Raw genomic sequence first — 18,222 nt, 5'->3', positions numbered from 1 at the left:
GCCATGAGCCTGGATAACATCTCCTGCCAGAAGAGCTTCGGCGGCTGGCACAAGCGTTACCGGCATCACTCCAAGGTGCTGGGTTGCGACATGGTGTTCGCCGTCTACCTGCCGCCGCAGGCCGAACAGGGCGAGAAGCTGCCGGTGCTGTACTGGCTCAGCGGCCTCACCTGCACCGACGAGAACTTCATGCAGAAAGCCGGCGCCCAGCGCCTGGCTGCGGAGCTTGGGTTGATCATCGTAGCCCCCGACACCAGCCCGCGTGGTGAGCAGGTGCCGAGCGACCCGGACGGTGCCTGGGACTTCGGCCTGGGTGCCGGGTTCTACCTCAATGCCACTCAGCAGCCCTGGGCCCAGCACTACCGCATGCACGACTATGTGGTGGAGGAATTGCCCGCGTTGATCGAGGCGCACTTCCCGGCTTCGGGCGAGCGCAGCATCAGTGGCCACTCCATGGGTGGGCATGGCGCGCTGGTGTGCGCCTTGCGCAACCCGGGGCGCTACCGCTCGGTGTCGGCGTTCTCGCCGATCAGCAACCCGATGGATTGCCCGTGGGGCGAGAAAGCCTTCAGCCGCTACCTGGGTGAAGACCGGGCGCGCTGGCGCGAGTGGGATGCCAGCGTGCTGCTGGCCGAGGCTCCGGCCGGCGAATGCCCGCCGTTGCTGGTGGACCAGGGCGACCGCGACGACTTCCTCGAGAAGCAGCTCAAGCCTGAAGCCTTGGAGCAGGCGGCACGCAAAGGTGGGCATGAACTGACCCTGCGCCTGCAGCCTGGCTATGACCACAGCTACTACTTCATCGCCAGCTTCATCGAGGAGCACCTGCGTCATCATGCGGTGGCCTTGGGGCGGGTGTAAGGCGTAGCTGTGGTGCTTGCTTCATCGCTGGCAAGCCAGCTCCCACCTCGACTGCATGGCCCTCGGGCCCTGTGCCATACCTGTGGGAGCTGGCATGCCGGCGATGGGCTGCGAAGCAGCCCCAATGCCTCAAAAGCAGGTAGAATCACGCCCTGACTCATTCAGGGCGTTTTTCTATGCGTATTGGCCACGGCTACGATGTGCACCGTTTCTGCGACGGTGATTTCATTACCCTGGGCGGGGTGCGTATTCCCCACAAATACGGCCTCCTGGCCCACTCCGATGGCGACGTGCTGCTGCACGCCCTGAGCGATGCCTTGCTTGGCGCGGCAGCGCTGGGTGACATCGGCAAGCATTTCCCCGACACCGACCCGCAGTTCAAAGGCGCCAACAGCCGTGTTCTGCTGCGCCATGTGGTCGGCATCGTCCAGGCCAAGGGCTGGAAGGTCGGCAACATCGACGCCACCATCGTCGCCCAGGCGCCGAAGATGGCACCGCACATCGAAACCATGCGCAAACTGATCGCCGAAGACCTGCAGGTCGAACTCGACCAGGTCAATGTCAAGGCTACCACCACCGAGAAGCTCGGCTTCACCGGCCGCGAGGAGGGCATCGCCGTGCATTCGGTAGCCCTGTTGCTGCCAGCATGACCGAACTGGAACTGTTGGGCCCGCGTGCATCGGGCGAACCACTGGGTACCGCCGTTCTCAAGGCAGTGGCCGAAGATTTCCAAGTCGACGAAGTGCTGGACATCCCGCTGTCGGGACAGGGCGAGCACTTGTGGCTGTGGGTCGAAAAGCGTGACCTGAACACCGAGGAGGCGGCCCGCCGCCTGGCCCGTGCCGCAGGGGTGCCGGTGCGCACGATCAGCTACGCCGGCCTCAAGGACCGCCAGGCCCTGACCCGCCAGTGGTTCAGCCTGCACCTGCCCGGCAAGGCCGACCCGGACCTGTCGCGTGCCGAGGATGCCAGCCTGCGTGTGCTCAAGCAGGTGCGCCACCAGCGCAAGCTGCAGCGCGGTGCGCATTCGGCCAATGGCTTCACGCTGCGCCTGACTGCCCTGGCTGCCGATCACCAAGCGGTGGATGCGCGCCTGGAACAGCTCAAGCAGTACGGTGTGCCGAATTATTTCGGCACCCAGCGCTTCGGCCACGGTGGCGGCAACGTTCACGACGCTCTTGATTGGGCCGCACGCAATGCCCTGCCCGAACAGCGCAACGTGCGTTCGCGGTTGCTCTCGGCCGGGCGCAGCTACCTGTTCAACCAGGTGCTGGCAGCCCGTGTTGCCGACGGCAGCTGGGCGCGTGCGCAGGTGGGCGACCTGTTGGCGTTCACCACGAGTCGTAGCTTCTTTCCTGCTGGGGAGTCGGAATGTTCCGATCCTCGGCTGGCGATTCTTGACCTGCATCCGACCGGCCCGCTGTGGGGGGCAGGCGATTCGCCGGCTACGGAGAGTACTGCGCAACAAGAGGATGCGATCGCCGCACGGCAGCCGGCACTTTGCCAGTGGCTGGCCCTGGCGGGCATGGATCACGAACGACGCATTCTGCGGCTCCCTATTGGCGGTCTTACGTGGCATTATCCCGAGCCTGATATCCTGCAACTGGAATTCGTCCTTCCGGCCGGATGTTTCGCCACCGTGGTGGTGCGCGAAATCGTGGATCTGGTGTCGGCGGGGCAGACGGACAGCTCATGCGTATTCTGATTTCGAACGACGACGGTGTTACCGCACCCGGCATCGCCGCGCTGCATGCTGCGCTGGTGGATTACGCCGAGTGCGTGGTTATTGCCCCGGATCAAGACAAGAGCGGCGCCAGCAGTTCGCTGACGCTGGACCGGCCACTGCACCCGCAGACCTTGGCCAATGGCTTCATCAGCCTCAACGGCACGCCGACCGACTGCGTGCATCTGGGGCTCAATGGGCTGTTGCCACAGGCGCCGGACATGGTTGTGTCGGGGATCAACCTCGGTGCCAACCTGGGTGACGACGTGCTCTATTCGGGCACGGTCGCGGCCGCGTTGGAAGGCCGTTTCCTCGGCGGTACCTCGCTGGCGTTTTCGCTGTTGTCGCGCCAGCCGGACAACCTGCCCACCGCGGCCCACATCGCCCGCCGCCTGGTCGAGGCTCAGTCGCGCCTGGCTTTGCCACCGCGGACCGTGCTCAACGTCAATATCCCCAACCTGCCGCTGGAGCACATTCGTGGCATCCAGCTCACCCGCCTCGGTCACCGGGCGCGGGCGGCGGCGCCGACCAAGGTGGTCAACCCACGCGGCAAGGAAGGCTACTGGATCGCTGTCGCCGGGGATGCCGAGGACGGTGGCCCGGGGACCGACTTCCACGCGGTGATGCAAGGCTATGTATCGATCACTCCGCTGCAGCTCGACCGCACCTTCAGTGATGCCTTCGAGCAGCTCGACGGTTGGCTGGAGGGCCTGCTCTGATGCGCGAGGACGATATGCTGCGGCGTGGCATCGGCATGACCTCCCAGCGCACCCGGGAGCGGCTGATCCAGCGCCTGTGCGAGGAGGGCGTTTCGAACACCAAGGTGCTCGACGTCATCCGTCGTACCCCGCGCCACCTGTTCGTCGACGAGGCGCTGGCGCATCGCGCCTACGAAGACACCGCGCTGCCGATCGGCCACAACCAGACGATCTCGCAACCGTTCATGGTTGCCCACATGAGTGAACTGCTGCTCGAGGCGGGGCCGCTGGACAAGGTGCTGGAGATCGGCACCGGCTCGGGCTACCAGACGGCAATCCTGGCTCAGTTGGTCGAGCGGGTGTTCTCGGTGGAACGCATCAAGGTGTTGCAGGACCGGGCCAAGGAGCGCCTGGTGGAACTGAACCTGCGCAACGTGGTGTTCCGCTGGGGGGATGGTTGCGAAGGCTGGCCGGCGCTGGCGCCGTACAACGGCATCATCGTCACCGCCGTAGCGCCGGAAGTGCCGCAGGCACTGCTCGACCAGCTTGCGCCGGGTGGTCGTATGGTGATTCCGGTGGGCCCAGCCGGCGAAACCCAGCAGCTGATGCTGATCGTGCGCGAGGAGCATGGATTCTCCCGCCGCTTGCTGGGGGCCGTGCGCTTCGTACCGCTGCTCAACGGCCCGCTGGCCTGAACACTGCTGGTTCGAGTCGCGCGATATTTTTGCGCCAGCACCGAATTCTTGCTGCAACGCCCTGTCTATCTGGCGGGGTGAAGCGCTAGCGCACAGCGTGTCGCAAGGCTTTGCAGCAGTCTTTCACCAACCCTGCCAATGCGGGCGGGCTTGGTTATAATTGCAATAATATTGCATTTGTTGTCATTTCGTTTTCGGCACCATGAGGGGAGCGCGGGTGGGTCACACAGTCATTCGGCAGCGCAAGGACGGGTCGGGTTTCACGCTTCTGGTGATTGCACTGGCCATGGGCACGCTACTGGTAGGTTGCTCGAGCACCAGCAGCAACAGCGCGCGGGTGGTCGACCGCAACAACACCGTGCCCAAGCGCCCGGCAGTAACCACCGGGCAGTACATCGTCAAACCTGGCGATACGCTGTTCTCCATCGCCTTCCGTTACGGCTGGGACTACAAGGAGCTGGCTGCGCGCAACGGTATCGCGGCGCCTTACACCATTCGCCCGGGGCAAGCGATTCGTTTCAGCAGCGGCTCTACCGGCAGCACCACGGTGGTGTCCAGCCCGTCGTCGTCGAGCAAGACCACGGTCATCCGGCGGCCTGTGGGAAGCACCAGCACACCTCCTGGCAACACCAGCAAACCGGCCACGCCGGCAGCCTCCAGCACCGCCCCGGTGGTCGCCACGGTGCCTGCCGCGGAGCGTGCGGTAGGTGGCTGGACCTGGCCCGCCAACGGCGTGCTGATTGGAAAATTCGCTTCAAACGGTAGTTTGAATAAAGGCATTGATATCGCCGGTGATTTGGGACAGCCTGTTTTTGCTGCGTCTGATGGTGCAGTGGTGTACGCCGGGAGTGGCTTGAGGGGCTACGGCGAACTGATCATCATCAAGCACAGCGATACCTACGTCAGTGCCTACGGCCATAACCGCAGGCTGTTGGTTCGGGAGGGGCAGCAGGTCAAGGCAGGGCAGTCGATTGCTGAAATGGGGTCCACGGGCACAGATCGGGTGAAGCTGCATTTCGAGATTCGCCGCCAGGGCAAACCCGTCGATCCGCTCCAGTTCCTGCCACGTCGTTGACCGTTGTACCCGGCCTGTTCCTGTGATGTAGAGGGGACAGGCTCCAGCGCTGCCAAGGAGATAGGTGCCGCTCGAGTCTGAGTTCGAACTCAGCAAAGGACTATAACAATGGCTCTCAGTAAAGAAGTGCCGGAGTTTGACATCGACGATGACCTGCTTCTGATGGAGACGGGTATCGTTTTGGAAACGGATGTGGTGTCAGACGAACCTGCTGTATCTTCGGTTCGGACGAGGGCCAAGTCGGGCTCTTCGCTCAAGCAACACAAGTACATCGATTACAGCCGGGCGCTCGATGCCACCCAGTTGTATCTCAACGAGATAGGATTCTCGCCCCTGCTTTCGCCGGAAGAGGAAGTGCACTTTGCGCGCCTGTCGCAAAAGGGCGACCCTGCCGGCCGCAAGCGCATGATCGAAAGCAACCTGCGCCTGGTTGTAAAAATTGCCCGTCGTTACGTGAACCGCGGCCTGTCGCTGCTCGACCTGATCGAGGAGGGCAACCTTGGGCTGATCCGTGCGGTCGAGAAGTTCGACCCGGAGCGTGGTTTCCGGTTCTCGACTTATGCGACCTGGTGGATTCGCCAGACCATCGAACGGGCGATCATGAACCAGACCCGCACCATTCGCCTGCCGATCCACGTGGTCAAGGAACTGAACGTCTACCTGCGCGCTGCGCGCGAGTTGACCCAGAAACTGGACCACGAACCCTCGCCAGAAGAAATAGCCACGCTGCTGGAGAAGCCGGTCGCCGAGGTCAAGCGCATGCTGGGCTTGAACGAGCGGGTGTCTTCGGTTGATGTGTCGCTCGGCCCAGACTCGGACAAGACCCTGCTCGATACCTTGACCGACGACCGCCCGACCGACCCATGCGAACTCCTGCAGGATGATGACCTGTCGCAGAGCATCGACCAGTGGCTGGGCGAGTTGACCGACAAGCAGCGTGAAGTGGTGGTGCGCCGCTTTGGCTTGCGCGGGCATGAAAGCAGCACCCTGGAAGATGTTGGACTGGAGATTGGCCTGACCCGCGAACGGGTGCGGCAGATCCAGGTCGAGGGGCTCAAGCGTTTGCGTGAGATTCTCGAGAAGAACGGGCTGTCCAGTGAGTCGTTGTTCCAGTAGCGGAAGCCTGTAACACAAAGCGCCCCGATGATTTCGGGGCGTTTTTGTATGTGGCGATCAGAGGTGTCCCATTCAAAATTGCGGGGGCGCTTTGCGCCCCTTTCGCGACACAAGGCCGCTCCCACAGGTATTTCATCGCCTTTGAATTCACCACTATCCTGTGGGAGCGGCCTTGTGTCGCGAAAGGGCTGCAAAGCAGCCGCAAGACATTATGTACTGCGCTACCCCAATAACATCGCGTGTAAGCCTTTGCTTACTTGTTCTGTAAGCCTTTTATGTACGCTTCAGTAAATCATTGTCGTATCCAGATCCTGCGTTTTCCCAACTCATTGAAAATCCGGACTTATTCAGCTGTGAGGGGATGTGTCGCCTGCAACACCCTGTGAGGTTTCGCGGTTGCCGGCCAAGCTCAAGTCGCTAGTATTCGAACTGTGCACAGGGACATGCACAGGCTTTCAGGAGGAAAGCCAGGGACATCGCAAGACGCGATTTCATCAGGATGATGTTTGGGACAAGCAGGGACTACGGAAAAAATGTGGGCGGGTCAAACCGCCCCTTTTTTTTGCCCGCAGAAAACAAAAAAGGCCCCAAAGGGCCTTTTTAGTGTCCGGACGCTATCAGCGCTCCAGATCTGCAATCTTGCCAGTCTTGCCATCCCATTCCTCAGCGTCCGGCAGGGCGTCCTTACGCTCGGTGATGTTCGGCCAGATTTCCGCCAGTTCGGCGTTCAGCTCGATGAAGTTTTCCATGCCCGCAGGCACTTCGTCTTCCGAGAAGATGGCTTGCGCTGGGCATTCCGGCTCGCACAGGGCACAGTCGATGCACTCGTCCGGGTGGATGACCAGGAAGTTCGGGCCTTCGTAGAAGCAGTCCACCGGACAGACTTCCACGCAGTCGGTGTATTTGCATTTGATGCAGTTGTCGGTGACGACGAAGGTCATTTCTAATTCTCTCCTCAGGCGACGGCGGCGGCCCTTCCTCTCAGGGCCGCGCGGTTTACGGGTATGTGGCTGCAGGCCAGGCTAATAACCTGCAGCACCAGCAAACCGCGGCGGATTCTACCAGCTTGTAGTGGGCGCCGTTATAACAGGTTCTTTAGTTGATATAGCATTTCGATAGCTTGACGCGGGGTCATTTCGTCCAGCTGCAGCTTGCCCAGCTTCTCTATGGCCGGGTGTGGCAGGCTGGCGAACAGGTCGCTTTGGTGCGGGACCTGTGGCACGTCCTTGGCCTTTTGGGCCGTGGGTTGTTCATGCGGCAGGCTGGTGGTTTCCAGCCTCGCCAAGTGTTCACGGGCACGCTGGATGACGGCCGTCGGCACGCCGGCCAGCTGCGCCACGGCCAGACCGTAGCTCTGGCTGGCAGGACCAGGCAGCACGTGGTGCAGGAATACGATGCGTTCGTTGTGTTCGGTGGCGTTCAGGTGCACGTTGGCCACCAGTGGCTCGCTTTCCGGCAGCACGGTGAGTTCGAAGTAGTGCGTGGCGAACAGCGTGTAGGCGCGCAGCTGGGCCAGGCGCTCTGCGGCGGCCCAGGCCAGCGACAGGCCGTCGAAGGTACTGGTGCCGCGGCCCACTTCATCCATCAGCACCAGGCTGCGGTCGGTGGCGTTGTGCAGGATGTTGGCGGTTTCGCTCATCTCGACCATGAAGGTCGAGCGGCCACCGGCCAGGTCGTCGCTGGAGCCGATGCGGGTGAAGATGCGGTCGACCAGCGACAGCTCGCAGCTGGCAGCCGGCACGAAGCTGCCGATATGCGCCAGCAGCACGATCAGGGCGGTCTGGCGCATGTAGGTGGACTTACCGCCCATGTTCGGGCCGGTGATGATCAGCATGCGCGTGCTGTTGTCCAAGCCCAGGTCGTTGGCCACGAAGGGTGTGGTCAGTACCTGTTCCACCACTGGGTGACGGCCCTGCTCGATGCGCAGGCACGGCTCGTCTACGAAGCGTGGGCAGTTCAGGTCGAGATTCAGTGCTCGTTCGGCCAGGTTGCTGAGCACGTCCAGTTCGGCCAGGGCGGCGGCGCTGTCCTGCAGCGGTGCCAGGTGGCTGATCAGGGTTTCCAGCAGGGCATCGTAGAGCATCTTCTCGCGTGCCAGGGCGCGGCTCTTGGCCGACAGTGCCTTGTCCTCGAACGCCTTCAGCTCCGGGGTGATGAAGCGCTCGGCGCCCTTTAGGGTCTGACGGCGGATGTAGTCACCCGGGGCCTGCTCGGCCTGCTTGGTCGGTAGTTCGATGAAGTAGCCGTGCACCCGGTTGTAGCCGACCTTGAGGTTGGCAAGGCCAGTACGGGCCTTTTCCCGCGCTTCCAGATCGATCAGGAATTGGCCGGCGTTTTCGCTGATCGCCAGCAACTCGTCCAGTTCGTTGTCATAGCCGGCCTTGAGCACGCCGCCATCGCGGATCACCGCCGGCGGGTTGTCTATGATCGCCCGCTCCAGCAGGCTGGCCAGTTCGGGATAGGTGCCGGTAATGGCGGCCAGACGCGCCAGGTGCGGTGCCTCCAGCTCGGCCATGGCATTCTGCAACTCGGGCAGCGCCCCAAGTGCATCGCGCAGGCGTGCCAGATCGCGTGGGCGGGCATTGCGCAGGCCGATACGGGCGAGAATCCGCTCGATATCGCCAATTTCCTTGAGCTGCGGCTGCAGCTTCTCGAAGCGGTAGCCGTCGAGCAGGCAGCGGATCGAGTCCTGGCGCGCCTGCAGCACCTTGAGATCGCGCAACGGGCGGTTCAACCAGCGGCTCAGCAAACGGCTGGCCATGGCGGTCTGGCAGCGATCGATCACCGACTGCAGGGTGTTGTCTCGGCCGCCGGCCAGGTTGATGTCCAGCTCCAGGTTGCGGCGGCTGGCACCGTCGAGAATGACCGTGTCGTCCAGGCGTTCGTGGCGCAGGCTGCGCAGGTGTGGCAGGGCGGTGCGCTGGGTTTCCTTGGCATAGATCAGCAGGCAACCGGCGGCACCGATGGCCAGGGTCAGCTTGTCGCAGCCAAAGCCCTTGAGGTCCTTGGTCGCGAACTGCTGGCACAGGGCCTTGCGCGCCGAGTCGCGGTCGAAGTCCCATGGCGCACGGCGACGGGCGCCCGGTCGTTTCTCGGCCGGCAGGTCGCGCGGCCAGTCGTCGGGGATCAACAGCTCGACCGGGTTGAGGCGCTCGAGCTCGGCCAGCAGGTTTTCCCAGCCCTTGATCTCCTGCACGCTGAAGTTGCCACTGGTGATGTCCAGTACGGCCAGGCCGAACAGGCGCTCGTCCCCGAGCAGCGCGGCAATCAGGTTGTCGCGACGCTCGTCGAGCAGGGCCTCGTCGCTGACCGTACCCGGGGTGATGATGCGCACAACCTGACGTTCCACCGGCCCCTTGCTGGTGGCAGGGTCGCCAATTTGCTCGCAGATCACCACCGATTCGCCGAGCTTGACCAGCTTGGCCAGGTAGCCTTCCAGCGAATGGAACGGAATCCCGCACATTGGGATGGACTGGCCGGCCGACTGACCGCGCGCGGTCAGGGTGATGTCCAGCAGTTTCGCGGCTTTTTTCGCATCTTCGTAGAAGATCTCGTAGAAGTCGCCCATGCGGTAGAACATCAGCTGGTCCGGGTGCTGGTTCTTCAGCTTCCAGTACTGCTGCATCATTGGGGTGTGTGCGGAAAAATCGGAAATTGCTTTATTCATCAAAGGCTTAGAAAGTAGGTCTCAATATTGTGGGGCAAATTGGGGCGTTCTGTGTTGCATGCGCGACGCCGAGACCCACCGGATTTTCAAGCCGCATAGGTTAACACGGCTACCCGGCGGGCTGTACCTGCGATATTCCGCCCGGCGCCCCTGCCGTGGCCGGTAGTGGCCTGGAACAAGTGATGTGCGAGACCGAAGCGGGCGCCCATCCCACCTCACCAAGATGCTAGGGTAGAAGCCTGCCTCCAAGGAGCCCGACATGGACCCGATCACTACGCTTGCCACCCGCCTGGGTGAACACCTGCGCCGCTTCAACGCGCAGGTGACCACCGCCGAATCCTGCACCGGTGGCGGCATCGCCGAGGCCATCACCCGCGTGCCCGGCAGCTCGGCCTGGTTCGAGGCTGGGTACGTGACCTATTCCAACATCCAGAAAACCCGTCAGCTGGGAGTGCCCGCAGCGTTGTTCGGCCAGGTTGGCGCGGTCAGCCAGGAAGTGGTCGAAGCCATGGTCCGCGGCGCCCAGGCCGCCAGCGGCGCGCGCTTTGCCGTGGCGGTGAGCGGCGTGGCCGGGCCGGACGGTGGTTCGCCGGCCAAACCGGTGGGCACCGTGTGGCTGGCCTGGGCCGATGGCAACCATGTATTCAGCGAGCGGCGCCAGTTCGACGGCGACCGCGAGGCGGTGCGTCGACAGACGGTGATCGCCGCGTTAGACGGCTTGTTACAGCTTGGTGCCGAGTAAATCGACGACAGGGGTTTGCGCGGGCGCCTGCCTGTGGAATAATACTGGCTACTTATACAGGTATTCCGGCCGTCAGGGCCAAGTCGAACACGTGAGGATTTCAATGGACGACAACAAGAAGCGCGCCTTGGCTGCGGCCCTGGGTCAGATCGAACGCCAATTCGGCAAGGGCGCCGTCATGCGCATGGGCGACCACGAGCGCCAGGCTATCCCTGCCATCTCCACCGGCTCACTGGGCCTGGACATCGCCCTGGGCATCGGCGGCCTGCCAAAAGGCCGTATCGTGGAGATCTACGGCCCGGAATCGTCGGGTAAGACCACGCTGACCCTGTCGGTCATCGCCGAAGCCCAGAAAAACGGCGCCACCTGCGCCTTCGTCGACGCCGAACACGCCCTCGACCCCGAGTACGCCGGCAAGCTGGGCGTCAACGTCGACGACCTGCTGGTTTCGCAGCCGGACACCGGCGAACAGGCCCTGGAAATCACCGACATGCTGGTGCGTTCCAACGCCGTTGACGTGATCATCGTCGACTCCGTGGCCGCCCTGGTACCGAAGGCCGAGATCGAAGGCGAGATGGGTGACATGCACGTGGGTCTGCAGGCGCGCCTGATGTCCCAGGCGCTGCGCAAGATCACCGGTAACATCAAGAACGCCAACTGCCTGGTCATCTTCATCAACCAGATCCGTATGAAGATCGGTGTGATGTTCGGCAGCCCGGAAACCACCACCGGTGGTAACGCCCTGAAGTTCTACGCCTCGGTGCGTCTGGATATTCGCCGTACCGGTGCGGTCAAGGAAGGCGACGAGGTGGTCGGTAGCGAAACCCGCGTCAAGATCGTCAAGAACAAGGTTTCGCCGCCATTCCGTCAGGCTGAGTTCCAGATCCTCTACGGCAAGGGTATCTACCGTAACGGCGAGATCATTGACCTGGGTGTTTCCCAAGGCCTGGTCGAGAAGTCCGGTGCCTGGTACGCCTACCAGGGCAACAAGATCGGTCAAGGCAAGGCAAACGCTGCCAAGTACTTGGCTGAGAACCCGGCTATTGGCGCCGAGATCGAGAAGCAGATTCGCGAGAAGCTGCTGACCTCTGGTGCTGTTGCAGCTGCTGGTAAGGCTGCTGCTGCTGAAGCCGATGCCGATGACATGGCCGACGCTGACGCCGGCTATTGATTGCGCGGTAGATAGCCGAACATGTCCGCCGTACTCGACACCCCCGTCGCCATCCGGCGGACAGCCATGGACCTGCTTGCGCGACGTGAGCACGGTCGCGTCGAGCTGACGCGCAAGTTGCGTCAGCGCGGCGCTTCGGACGAGTTGATTGGGCCTGAACTCGATCGGCTCGCCGAGGAAGGGTTGCTTAGCGAAGCCCGCTACCTCGAAAGTTTCATCCGGTACCGTTCAAGCTCCGGCTATGGCCCTGCGCGTATTCGCGAAGAGCTAGGCCAGCGCGGTTTGGCACGTGCTGATATCGAGCAGGCGCTACGCGAGAGCGAGGTGGACTGGGGCGAGCGCATGCGTGACGTATGGCAGCGCAAGTTTGCCGGGCAGCGCCCGCAAGATCCCCGCGGCCGTGCCCAGCAGACCCGGTTTCTGGCTTACCGGGGTTTCCCCATGGACATGATCGGCCGGCTGCTCAGTGGGCGAGATCGCGACGATTACTGAGGGCTGGGGCCGTTTTGCAGTCCTTTGCCGGAGCGGACCTGTGTCACGATCAACTGACCTTCAACGCCTCCCTGGCCCGCTGCGTCGTATGCATGGGCTGCGGCTTGGCCCAGTTCTCCGGCAGGTTGATGAAATCCACCAGCTCGCGCAGCCTGCCCTGGTCCCGGCCATTGAAGGCAAATGACAAGCGGGTCAGGTGGTTGAAGTTGCCCACTTCGTGCTCGGCGCTGCTGTCAGGTTGCTGGTGGTACTTGCCACTCAAACGCAAATCGGCAAAGCCTTCCTGGATGTCATACAGCGCCGCTTCGCTGAGCGGGTGATGCATGCGGATCACGAACTGGCTCTTCAGCCAGCGGCTGGAGTGGTAGTTGCTGTAGAACTGGTTGATTTCCTCCACTGCCTCGTCAGCGCTGTGCACCAGGCGCAGCAGTTTCAGGTCGCTGGGCAAGATGTAGCGGTTTTCCTCCAGTTGGCGGCTGATGAAGTCCAGGCAGTCGCGCCAGAAGCTGCCACCTGGTGAGTCCAGCAGCACCACCGGTACCAGCGGGCTCTTGCCGGTCTGGATCAGGGTCAGCACCTCCAATGCTTCATCCAAAGTGCCGAAACCACCCGGGCACAGCACCAGGCCATCGGCCTCCTTGACGAAGAACAGCTTGCGGATGAAGAAGAAATGGAACGGCAGCAGCTTGTCGGTGCCATCTACCGTGGGGTTGGCGTGTTGTTCGAAGGGTAGGGTGATGTTGAATCCCAGGCTGTGGTCGCTGCCGGCGCCTTCGTGGGCGGCTGCCATGATGCCGCCGCCGGCACCGGTTATTACCATCAGGTCCGAGCGCGCCAGGGTTGCGCCCAGTTCGCGGGCCAGGGCGTACATCGGGTGTTCCAGCGGGGTGCGCGCCGAGCCGAACACGGTCACCTTGCGGCGGTCCTTGTAGCGTTCCAGGGTGCGGAACGAATGGTCCAGTTCGCGCAGGGCCTGCAGGGTGATCTTGGCGCTCCAGCGGTCGGTGTCGTCATGGGCCATGCGCAGGATGGTCAGCATCATGTCGCGGTACAGCGCCAGGTTGGGGCTGTTCGGTGCCACCAGTTGCAGTTGTGCGTCGATGTTGCTCAGGTCGATGTTGTTGTCGCGGAAATGGCTGAACAGCAGTTCACTCGATTGGTAAGGCATGCAACGTCTCCTTCTGCACCTATACCTCTGACCTCAATCTAGACCCTTGCGCCCAATCCTGCCGGGGGTGTTCGCCACAGCCGCCCGTCGGCATGCAGCCACGGGGGATGCGGGTTTGGTTAACTGGGTAAAGCGAAACGTGTCGATGCAGGAGGTGGCGGTATGCATCGCTTGATCATCGAAGTTGACCGGCAGCTTTACCAGCAGCTGGAGAATGCGGCCCAGATGCATCACCTGAGCCTGGAGAACGAGTGCCGGCGCAGGCTGTCGGGGCTGGAATGCCAGTCGCGCTACCTGCAGGCGCTGCTGGCAGAGATGCGCGCCGATGCCGCTGAGGGGCGCTGGTGCGCCCGTGAAGACGAGAAGGCGTAGCGATCCGAGCTGGTTACTTCTTCTTGTTGCCGGCCACGCAGCTGGCGTTGTCGAACGCCTGGTCCATGATCGGTTGGTTGGTCTTGTATACCGTGAAGCGGTAGACCATCACCGCGCCTTTGGACATCAGGTTACGGAAACCGCTGTTGCGGCAGACGCTATCACCCAGCTGGCTGCGGACCTGTTCGGGGTTGGCCTGCATGCGCGCGGCATGGTCCTGGCGCACGCTCAGGTGGTTGACCAGTGCCTTGCCTTCCACCGTGTAACCCTGGTCGAGGATGTCCTCGTTGATGGCTCGCGGGGTGCCGACACTGCTCTCTTTGGCAACCTTCTGCAACATGTTGTTCAGGTCGTATTCCTGCTTGGAAGCCGCCTGGGCTGCCAGGGGCAGGGCGAGCAACAGGCTCAGGGCGGGGACGATACGGCGCAGCATGAATCTCTCCTGGTTCGATGACTGGCGCTTTGACATGCGCAGGTCGACGGCGTTCCCTGAAAATCGCGCAGGCGCGAGGCTGGGGTACGGTAAAAGCAGCGATTATAAGGACCGCGTCGCCACCTGCACAGCAATTGCCCCCTGTTCTGGTAGACTGGCGCCCTTAGTTTTCTCCGAGTCATCCTTGTGTCCATTCCCAACCTGTCCAGAGGCCTGCCGGCATGAGCCATGCGGTAGCGCGCCTGCGCGCCGAACGCCTGGCTCGCAGCAACAAGCCCTTCATCGCCCGTGGTTCACGTGCCGAACGCTGCCCCGATTGCCGGGTCATTGCCACTCATTGCCTGTGCGCCTGGAAGCCCCGGGTGCAGGCCGAGTCCGGCGTGTGCCTGCTGATGCATGACACCGAGCCGCTCAAGCCCACCAATACCGGTTGGCTGATTGCCGACCTGATCGAGGACACCTCGGCTTTCGGCTGGCTGCGCACTTCGGTAGACGAACGCTTGCTGGCGTTGCTGGATGACCCGCGTTGGCAGCCCTACATCGTCTTCCCCGGCGAATTCGTTGCCCAGGAGCGAGTGGTCAGCGAGGTAGTGCGTGAGCCCGGCAAGCGTCCGCTGTTCATCCTGCTGGATGCCACCTGGACCGAAGCGCGCAAGATGTTCCGCAAAAGCCCGTACCTTGATCGCTTCCCGGTGTTGAGCCTGCAGGCCGAGCAGATGTCCCGCTACCGCCTGCGCCGCTCCAAGCGCGATGATCACTTCTGTACCGCGGAAGTCGCGGCCATGTGCCTGGACCTTGCCGGCGATACCCAGGCCTCGCAGGCGCTGGACGCCTACCTGGATGTGTTCAGCCTGCATTACCTGAGCGGCAAGCGTCGCCTGCCGCTGGACGAGCAGGACGACACCCACCAGCGTTTGCATACCTTCCTATAGTCCAAGGGGCACAACCCCTGCTTTGGTTCATAATGACCCTTACCCGAGTGCCCGACACAGAACAGGATCCCCAGATCGATGGCCACTTACGAAATCCTGATTGCCGATGACCACCCGCTGTTCCGTGGCGCCTTGCGCCAGGCCGTTACCCTCGGCCTGGGCCCGGATGTACGCCTGGTAGAAGTTGCCAGCATTGCCGAACTGGAAACCCGTCTGAGCGAAAAAGACAACTGGGACCTGGTGTTGCTGGACTTGAACATGCCGGGTGCCTATGGTTTTTCCGGGCTGGTGCTGCTGCGCGGGCAATACCCACAGATCCCCGTTGTGATGGTATCGGCGCAGGAAGAGGCTGCAGTGGTGGTCAAGTCCCGCGAATTTGGCGCCAGTGGCTTCATTCCCAAGTCCAGCACCCTGGAAGTGATCCAGGATGCGGTGCGCAAGGTGCTCGATGGTGATGTCTGGTGGCCGCCGCAGGCGTTCGAAAGGGTCGATGTCTCGGCCGAAGCCAAGGCCGCCAGCGAAGGCCTTGCCAGCCTCACGCCGCAGCAGTTCCGGGTGCTGACCATGGTCTGCGAAGGGTTGCTGAACAAGCAGATCGCCTATGAGCTGAACGTGTCGGAAGCAACCATCAAGGCTCACGTGACGGCAATCTTCCGCAAGCTGGGTGTGCGTACCCGCACCCAGGCGGCGTTGTTGCTGCAACAACTTGAATCGGTTGCCAGCAGCTGAGTGGGCGTGGCTTCACGCTTTTTTTACCCGTGCCGGTCTAGTCTGCTGGCCTTTCCGCTGTGAAGTGACTCACATGACATCGCCATTCAAGGGCCAGACTGGCCTCAAACGTATCTTCAACGCCGCCGGATATTCGCTGGATGGGCTACGCGCTGCCTTCAAGGGTGAGGCCGCGTTCCGCCAACTGGTGCTGCTCAACGTGCTGCTGGTCCCGATCGCCTTCTGGCTGCCGGTCAGCCGTGCAGAGCGTGCAATCATGATCGCCGTTTGCCTGTTGGGCTTGATCGTCGAATTATTCAACTCGGCGGTGGAGGCAGCCATCGATCGTATTTCGCTGGAGCGCCACCCGCTGTCGAAAAACGCCAAGGACATGGGCAGCGCCGCGCAGCTGGTGGCACTGACCATGGTGGCAGTGGTGTGGGGTGTGATCCTGCTTTAAGCGATCGGTGGCAACACGATCTCGTCACTGCGTGTGAAACCCGCGGTGAAGTTGCGGCACAGTTCGAGAAATTCGCGCATGGCCGAGGTCTGGTACTTCTGTTTGTGCCAAATGAAGTAGAACTGGCGCATCAGGTCCAGCTCCGGGGTTTCCACCGCTACCAGGCTGCCGCGGCGGAAGGCGTCACGCAGGGCAAGGCGCGAGATGCAGCCGATGCCCAGGCCCGACTCCACCGCGCGCTTGATGGCTTCGGTGTGTTCCAGCTCCAGGCGGATGTTGAGGTTAGTGCGGTGGTGGCGCATGGCCTGGTCGAAAGTCAGGCGCGTGCCTGAGCCCTGTTCGCGCAGGATCCACGCCTCCTGGGACAAGGTCTGTACATCGGCGCGTCCCAGTTTGGCCAGCGGATGCTGTGGCGCGCAGAACACCACAAGTTCGTCCTCGACCCAGGGCTGCACTTCCAGGTCCGGGTGGTTGCAATCGCCTTCGATCAGACCCAGATCAATTTCGTAATGCGCCACCTGTTGCACGATATGCGCGGTGTTCTGCACATGCAGCTTCACCTGGCTTTCCGGGTGCACCTGCATGAAGCTACCGATCAGCAGGGTGGCCAGGTAGTTGCCGATGGTCAGCGTGGCGCCGACTGCCAGCGAGCCGAAACCGGACTTGCCGTTGAGCAGGTCTTCGATTTCCTTGGCCTGGTCGAGCAGGGCCACTGCCTGCGGCAACAGTTGCTGGCCCAAGGCGTTGAGGCTCAGGCGCTTGCCGGCCCGGTCGAACAGCTGGCAGCTGGACTGTCGCTCAAGCTCGGTGATCGAGGTGCTGGCGGCCGACTGCGACAAGGCCAACACACTGGCGGCGCGGGAAACGCTCTGGTGCTGGGCCACGGCAACGAAGACTTGCAGTTGACGAAGTGTAAATCGCATATCGATATAACCGATAACACATATCTTGATAATCCAGTTAACAGATATTGTCGCTGCCCCTAAACTATCGCGCAACTGCGCGTCTTGCGCGCGCCGCGTCTTTCTTCAGGAGCCCCATTAAATGAGCAACATGAACCACGAACGTGTCCTCAGTGTGCACCACTGGAACGACACCCTGTTCAGCTTCAAGTGCACCCGCGACCCGGGCCTGCGCTTCGAGAACGGTCAGTTCGTGATGATCGGCCTGCAACAAGAAAGCGGCCGTCCGCTCATGCGCGCCTATTCCATCGCCTCGCCGAACTGGGAAGAGCACCTGGAGTTCTTCAGCATCAAGGTGCCGGACGGTCCGCTGACCTCGCAGCTGCAGCACCTGAAGGAAGGCGACGAGATCATCATCAGCAAGAAGCCTACCGGTACCCTGGTACTCGACGACCTGAATCCGGGCAAGCATTTGTACCTGCTGAGCACCGGCACTGGCCTGGCACCGTTCATGAGTGTCATCCAGGACCCGGAAACCTACGAGCGCTTCGAGAAAGTGATCCTGGTGCACGGCGTGCGCTACGTGAACGAAGTGGCCTACCGCGAGTTCATCACCGAGCACCTGCCGCAGAACGAGTTCTTCGGTGAGTCGGTTCGCGACAAGCTGATCTACTACCCGACCGTGACCCGTGAACCGTTCGAGAACCAGGGCCGCCTGACCGACCTGATGCGCAGCGGCAAGCTGTTCAGCGACATCGGCCTGCCACCGATCAACCCGCAGGACGACCGCGCGATGATCTGCGGCAGCCCGAGCATGCTCGACGAAACCAGCGAAGTGCTGGACAGCTTCGGTCTGAAGATCTCCCCGCGCATGCGCGAGCCGGGTGACTACCTGATCGAGCGAGCCTTCGTCGAGAAGTAAGGCGCAGGCTGATGCAAAAGAAAGGCGACCCTCGGGTTAATGCCAGTCAGTTAAGACTGACGCTTTGAGCTTTAGCCCGTAGGCCGCA

Annotated in this window: 20 protein-coding genes; 15 read left to right on the top strand and 5 right to left on the bottom strand. The window is 62.3% G+C overall.

What is annotated here, in order from left to right:
* Positions 1–3 precede the first annotated feature (3 nt).
* The 7 genes from fghA to rpoS all read left to right on the top strand — a co-directional run bounded on the left by fghA (position 4) and on the right by rpoS (position 6,165).
* Positions 4–858, top strand: a complete 855-nt coding sequence (gene fghA / locus MJ643_RS13480; RefSeq protein WP_013971271.1) for an S-formylglutathione hydrolase — start codon at positions 4–6, stop codon at positions 856–858.
* 176 nt (positions 859–1,034) lie between these two features.
* Positions 1,035–1,508, top strand: coding sequence for a 2-C-methyl-D-erythritol 2,4-cyclodiphosphate synthase (gene ispF / locus MJ643_RS13475; RefSeq protein ID WP_013971272.1), 474 nt, complete (start codon positions 1,035–1,037; stop codon positions 1,506–1,508).
* Positions 1,505–2,563: a tRNA pseudouridine(13) synthase TruD gene (gene truD, locus MJ643_RS13470; RefSeq protein ID WP_047594811.1), complete on the top strand. Its 1,059-nt coding sequence runs from the start codon at positions 1,505–1,507 to the stop codon at positions 2,561–2,563. The genes ispF and truD overlap by 4 nt, the downstream gene beginning before the upstream one ends.
* Positions 2,551–3,300: a 5'/3'-nucleotidase SurE gene (surE, locus tag MJ643_RS13465; protein WP_013971274.1), complete on the top strand. Its 750-nt coding sequence runs from the start codon at positions 2,551–2,553 to the stop codon at positions 3,298–3,300. The genes truD and surE overlap by 13 nt, the downstream gene beginning before the upstream one ends.
* A gap of 35 nt (positions 3,301–3,335) precedes the next feature.
* Complete coding sequence (locus MJ643_RS13460; protein ID WP_169774760.1) at positions 3,336–3,974, top strand: protein-L-isoaspartate(D-aspartate) O-methyltransferase; 639 nt, start codon at positions 3,336–3,338, stop codon at positions 3,972–3,974.
* A 217-nt stretch (positions 3,975–4,191) separates the two neighbouring features.
* Positions 4,192–5,049 carry a peptidoglycan DD-metalloendopeptidase family protein gene (locus MJ643_RS13455; protein ID WP_169774756.1) on the top strand — a complete coding sequence of 286 codons (858 nt, stop codon included), beginning with the start codon at positions 4,192–4,194 and terminating at the stop codon, positions 5,047–5,049.
* A 108-nt stretch (positions 5,050–5,157) separates the two neighbouring features.
* Positions 5,158–6,165: an RNA polymerase sigma factor RpoS gene (gene rpoS, locus MJ643_RS13450; RefSeq protein WP_013971277.1), complete on the top strand. Its 1,008-nt coding sequence runs from the start codon at positions 5,158–5,160 to the stop codon at positions 6,163–6,165.
* A gap of 617 nt (positions 6,166–6,782) precedes the next feature.
* Here the strand turns inward: rpoS and fdxA are convergent.
* Positions 6,783–7,106, bottom strand: a complete 324-nt coding sequence (gene fdxA / locus MJ643_RS13445; RefSeq protein WP_004375459.1) for a ferredoxin FdxA — start codon at positions 7,104–7,106, stop codon at positions 6,783–6,785.
* A 140-nt stretch (positions 7,107–7,246) separates the two neighbouring features.
* Complete coding sequence (mutS, locus tag MJ643_RS13440) at positions 7,247–9,820, bottom strand: DNA mismatch repair protein MutS (RefSeq protein ID WP_024086401.1); 2,574 nt, start codon at positions 9,818–9,820, stop codon at positions 7,247–7,249.
* 271 nt (positions 9,821–10,091) lie between these two features.
* On the opposite strand from mutS, the gene MJ643_RS13435 reads away from it, so the two are divergent.
* The 3 genes from MJ643_RS13435 to recX all read left to right on the top strand — a co-directional run bounded on the left by MJ643_RS13435 (position 10,092) and on the right by recX (position 12,237).
* Entirely contained in the window at positions 10,092–10,574 is a 483-nt protein-coding gene (locus tag MJ643_RS13435) for a CinA family protein (RefSeq protein ID WP_013971338.1), read from the top strand.
* A gap of 103 nt (positions 10,575–10,677) precedes the next feature.
* A complete protein-coding gene (gene recA, locus MJ643_RS13430) occupies positions 10,678–11,745 on the top strand; it encodes a recombinase RecA (RefSeq protein ID WP_015269214.1) in 1,068 nt (355 codons plus the stop codon).
* A 21-nt stretch (positions 11,746–11,766) separates the two neighbouring features.
* Positions 11,767–12,237, top strand: a complete 471-nt coding sequence (gene recX, locus MJ643_RS13425) for a recombination regulator RecX (protein ID WP_015269215.1) — start codon at positions 11,767–11,769, stop codon at positions 12,235–12,237.
* Positions 12,238–12,286: 49 nt separating this feature from the next.
* On the opposite strand, the gene MJ643_RS13420 is transcribed toward recX, so the two are convergent.
* On the bottom strand, positions 12,287–13,405 hold the full coding sequence (locus tag MJ643_RS13420) for an LOG family protein (protein ID WP_015269216.1): 1,119 nt from the start codon (positions 13,403–13,405) through the stop codon (positions 12,287–12,289).
* A 162-nt stretch (positions 13,406–13,567) separates the two neighbouring features.
* Between MJ643_RS13420 and MJ643_RS13415 the strand changes: the two genes are divergently transcribed.
* Positions 13,568–13,777 (top strand): hypothetical protein, encoded by a 210-nt coding sequence (locus MJ643_RS13415; protein ID WP_004375471.1) that lies wholly within the window; start codon positions 13,568–13,570, stop codon positions 13,775–13,777.
* Positions 13,778–13,790: 13 nt separating this feature from the next.
* On the opposite strand, the gene MJ643_RS13410 is transcribed toward MJ643_RS13415, so the two are convergent.
* Positions 13,791–14,210: a quorum-sensing-regulated virulence factor family protein gene (locus MJ643_RS13410; RefSeq protein ID WP_013971343.1), complete on the bottom strand. Its 420-nt coding sequence runs from the start codon at positions 14,208–14,210 to the stop codon at positions 13,791–13,793.
* 221 nt (positions 14,211–14,431) lie between these two features.
* Here MJ643_RS13410 and MJ643_RS13405 point away from each other — a divergent pair, with 221 nt between their 5' ends.
* From MJ643_RS13405 to MJ643_RS13395, 3 genes are all read left to right on the top strand, one after another.
* A complete protein-coding gene (locus MJ643_RS13405; RefSeq protein ID WP_013971344.1) occupies positions 14,432–15,142 on the top strand; it encodes a tRNA-uridine aminocarboxypropyltransferase in 711 nt (236 codons plus the stop codon).
* Positions 15,143–15,220: 78 nt separating this feature from the next.
* The gene (gene erdR / locus MJ643_RS13400) at positions 15,221–15,871 is read left to right on the top strand and encodes a response regulator transcription factor ErdR (RefSeq protein WP_024086402.1); all 651 of its coding nucleotides are present in this window, start codon (positions 15,221–15,223) and stop codon (positions 15,869–15,871) included.
* A 73-nt stretch (positions 15,872–15,944) separates the two neighbouring features.
* The gene (locus MJ643_RS13395; RefSeq protein WP_024086403.1) at positions 15,945–16,310 is read left to right on the top strand and encodes a diacylglycerol kinase; all 366 of its coding nucleotides are present in this window, start codon (positions 15,945–15,947) and stop codon (positions 16,308–16,310) included.
* On the opposite strand, the gene finR is transcribed toward MJ643_RS13395, so the two are convergent.
* Complete coding sequence (finR, locus tag MJ643_RS13390) at positions 16,307–17,233, bottom strand: LysR family transcriptional regulator FinR (protein WP_004375481.1); 927 nt, start codon at positions 17,231–17,233, stop codon at positions 16,307–16,309. The two genes, MJ643_RS13395 and finR, sit on opposite strands and share 4 nt — an antisense overlap.
* Positions 17,234–17,354: 121 nt before the next feature.
* Between finR and fpr the strand changes: the two genes are divergently transcribed.
* A complete protein-coding gene (gene fpr, locus MJ643_RS13385) occupies positions 17,355–18,134 on the top strand; it encodes a ferredoxin-NADP reductase (protein WP_004375483.1) in 780 nt (259 codons plus the stop codon).
* The last annotated feature ends 88 nt before the right edge of the window (positions 18,135–18,222 follow it).

This window comes from Pseudomonas sp. PNPG3 (assembly GCF_023093815.1).
In the GTDB taxonomy this organism is placed as follows: domain Bacteria; phylum Pseudomonadota; class Gammaproteobacteria; order Pseudomonadales; family Pseudomonadaceae; genus Aquipseudomonas; species Aquipseudomonas asiatica.
The sequence above is the reverse complement of the archived record's forward strand: the minus strand, read 5'-3'. Positions and strand labels throughout refer to the sequence as shown.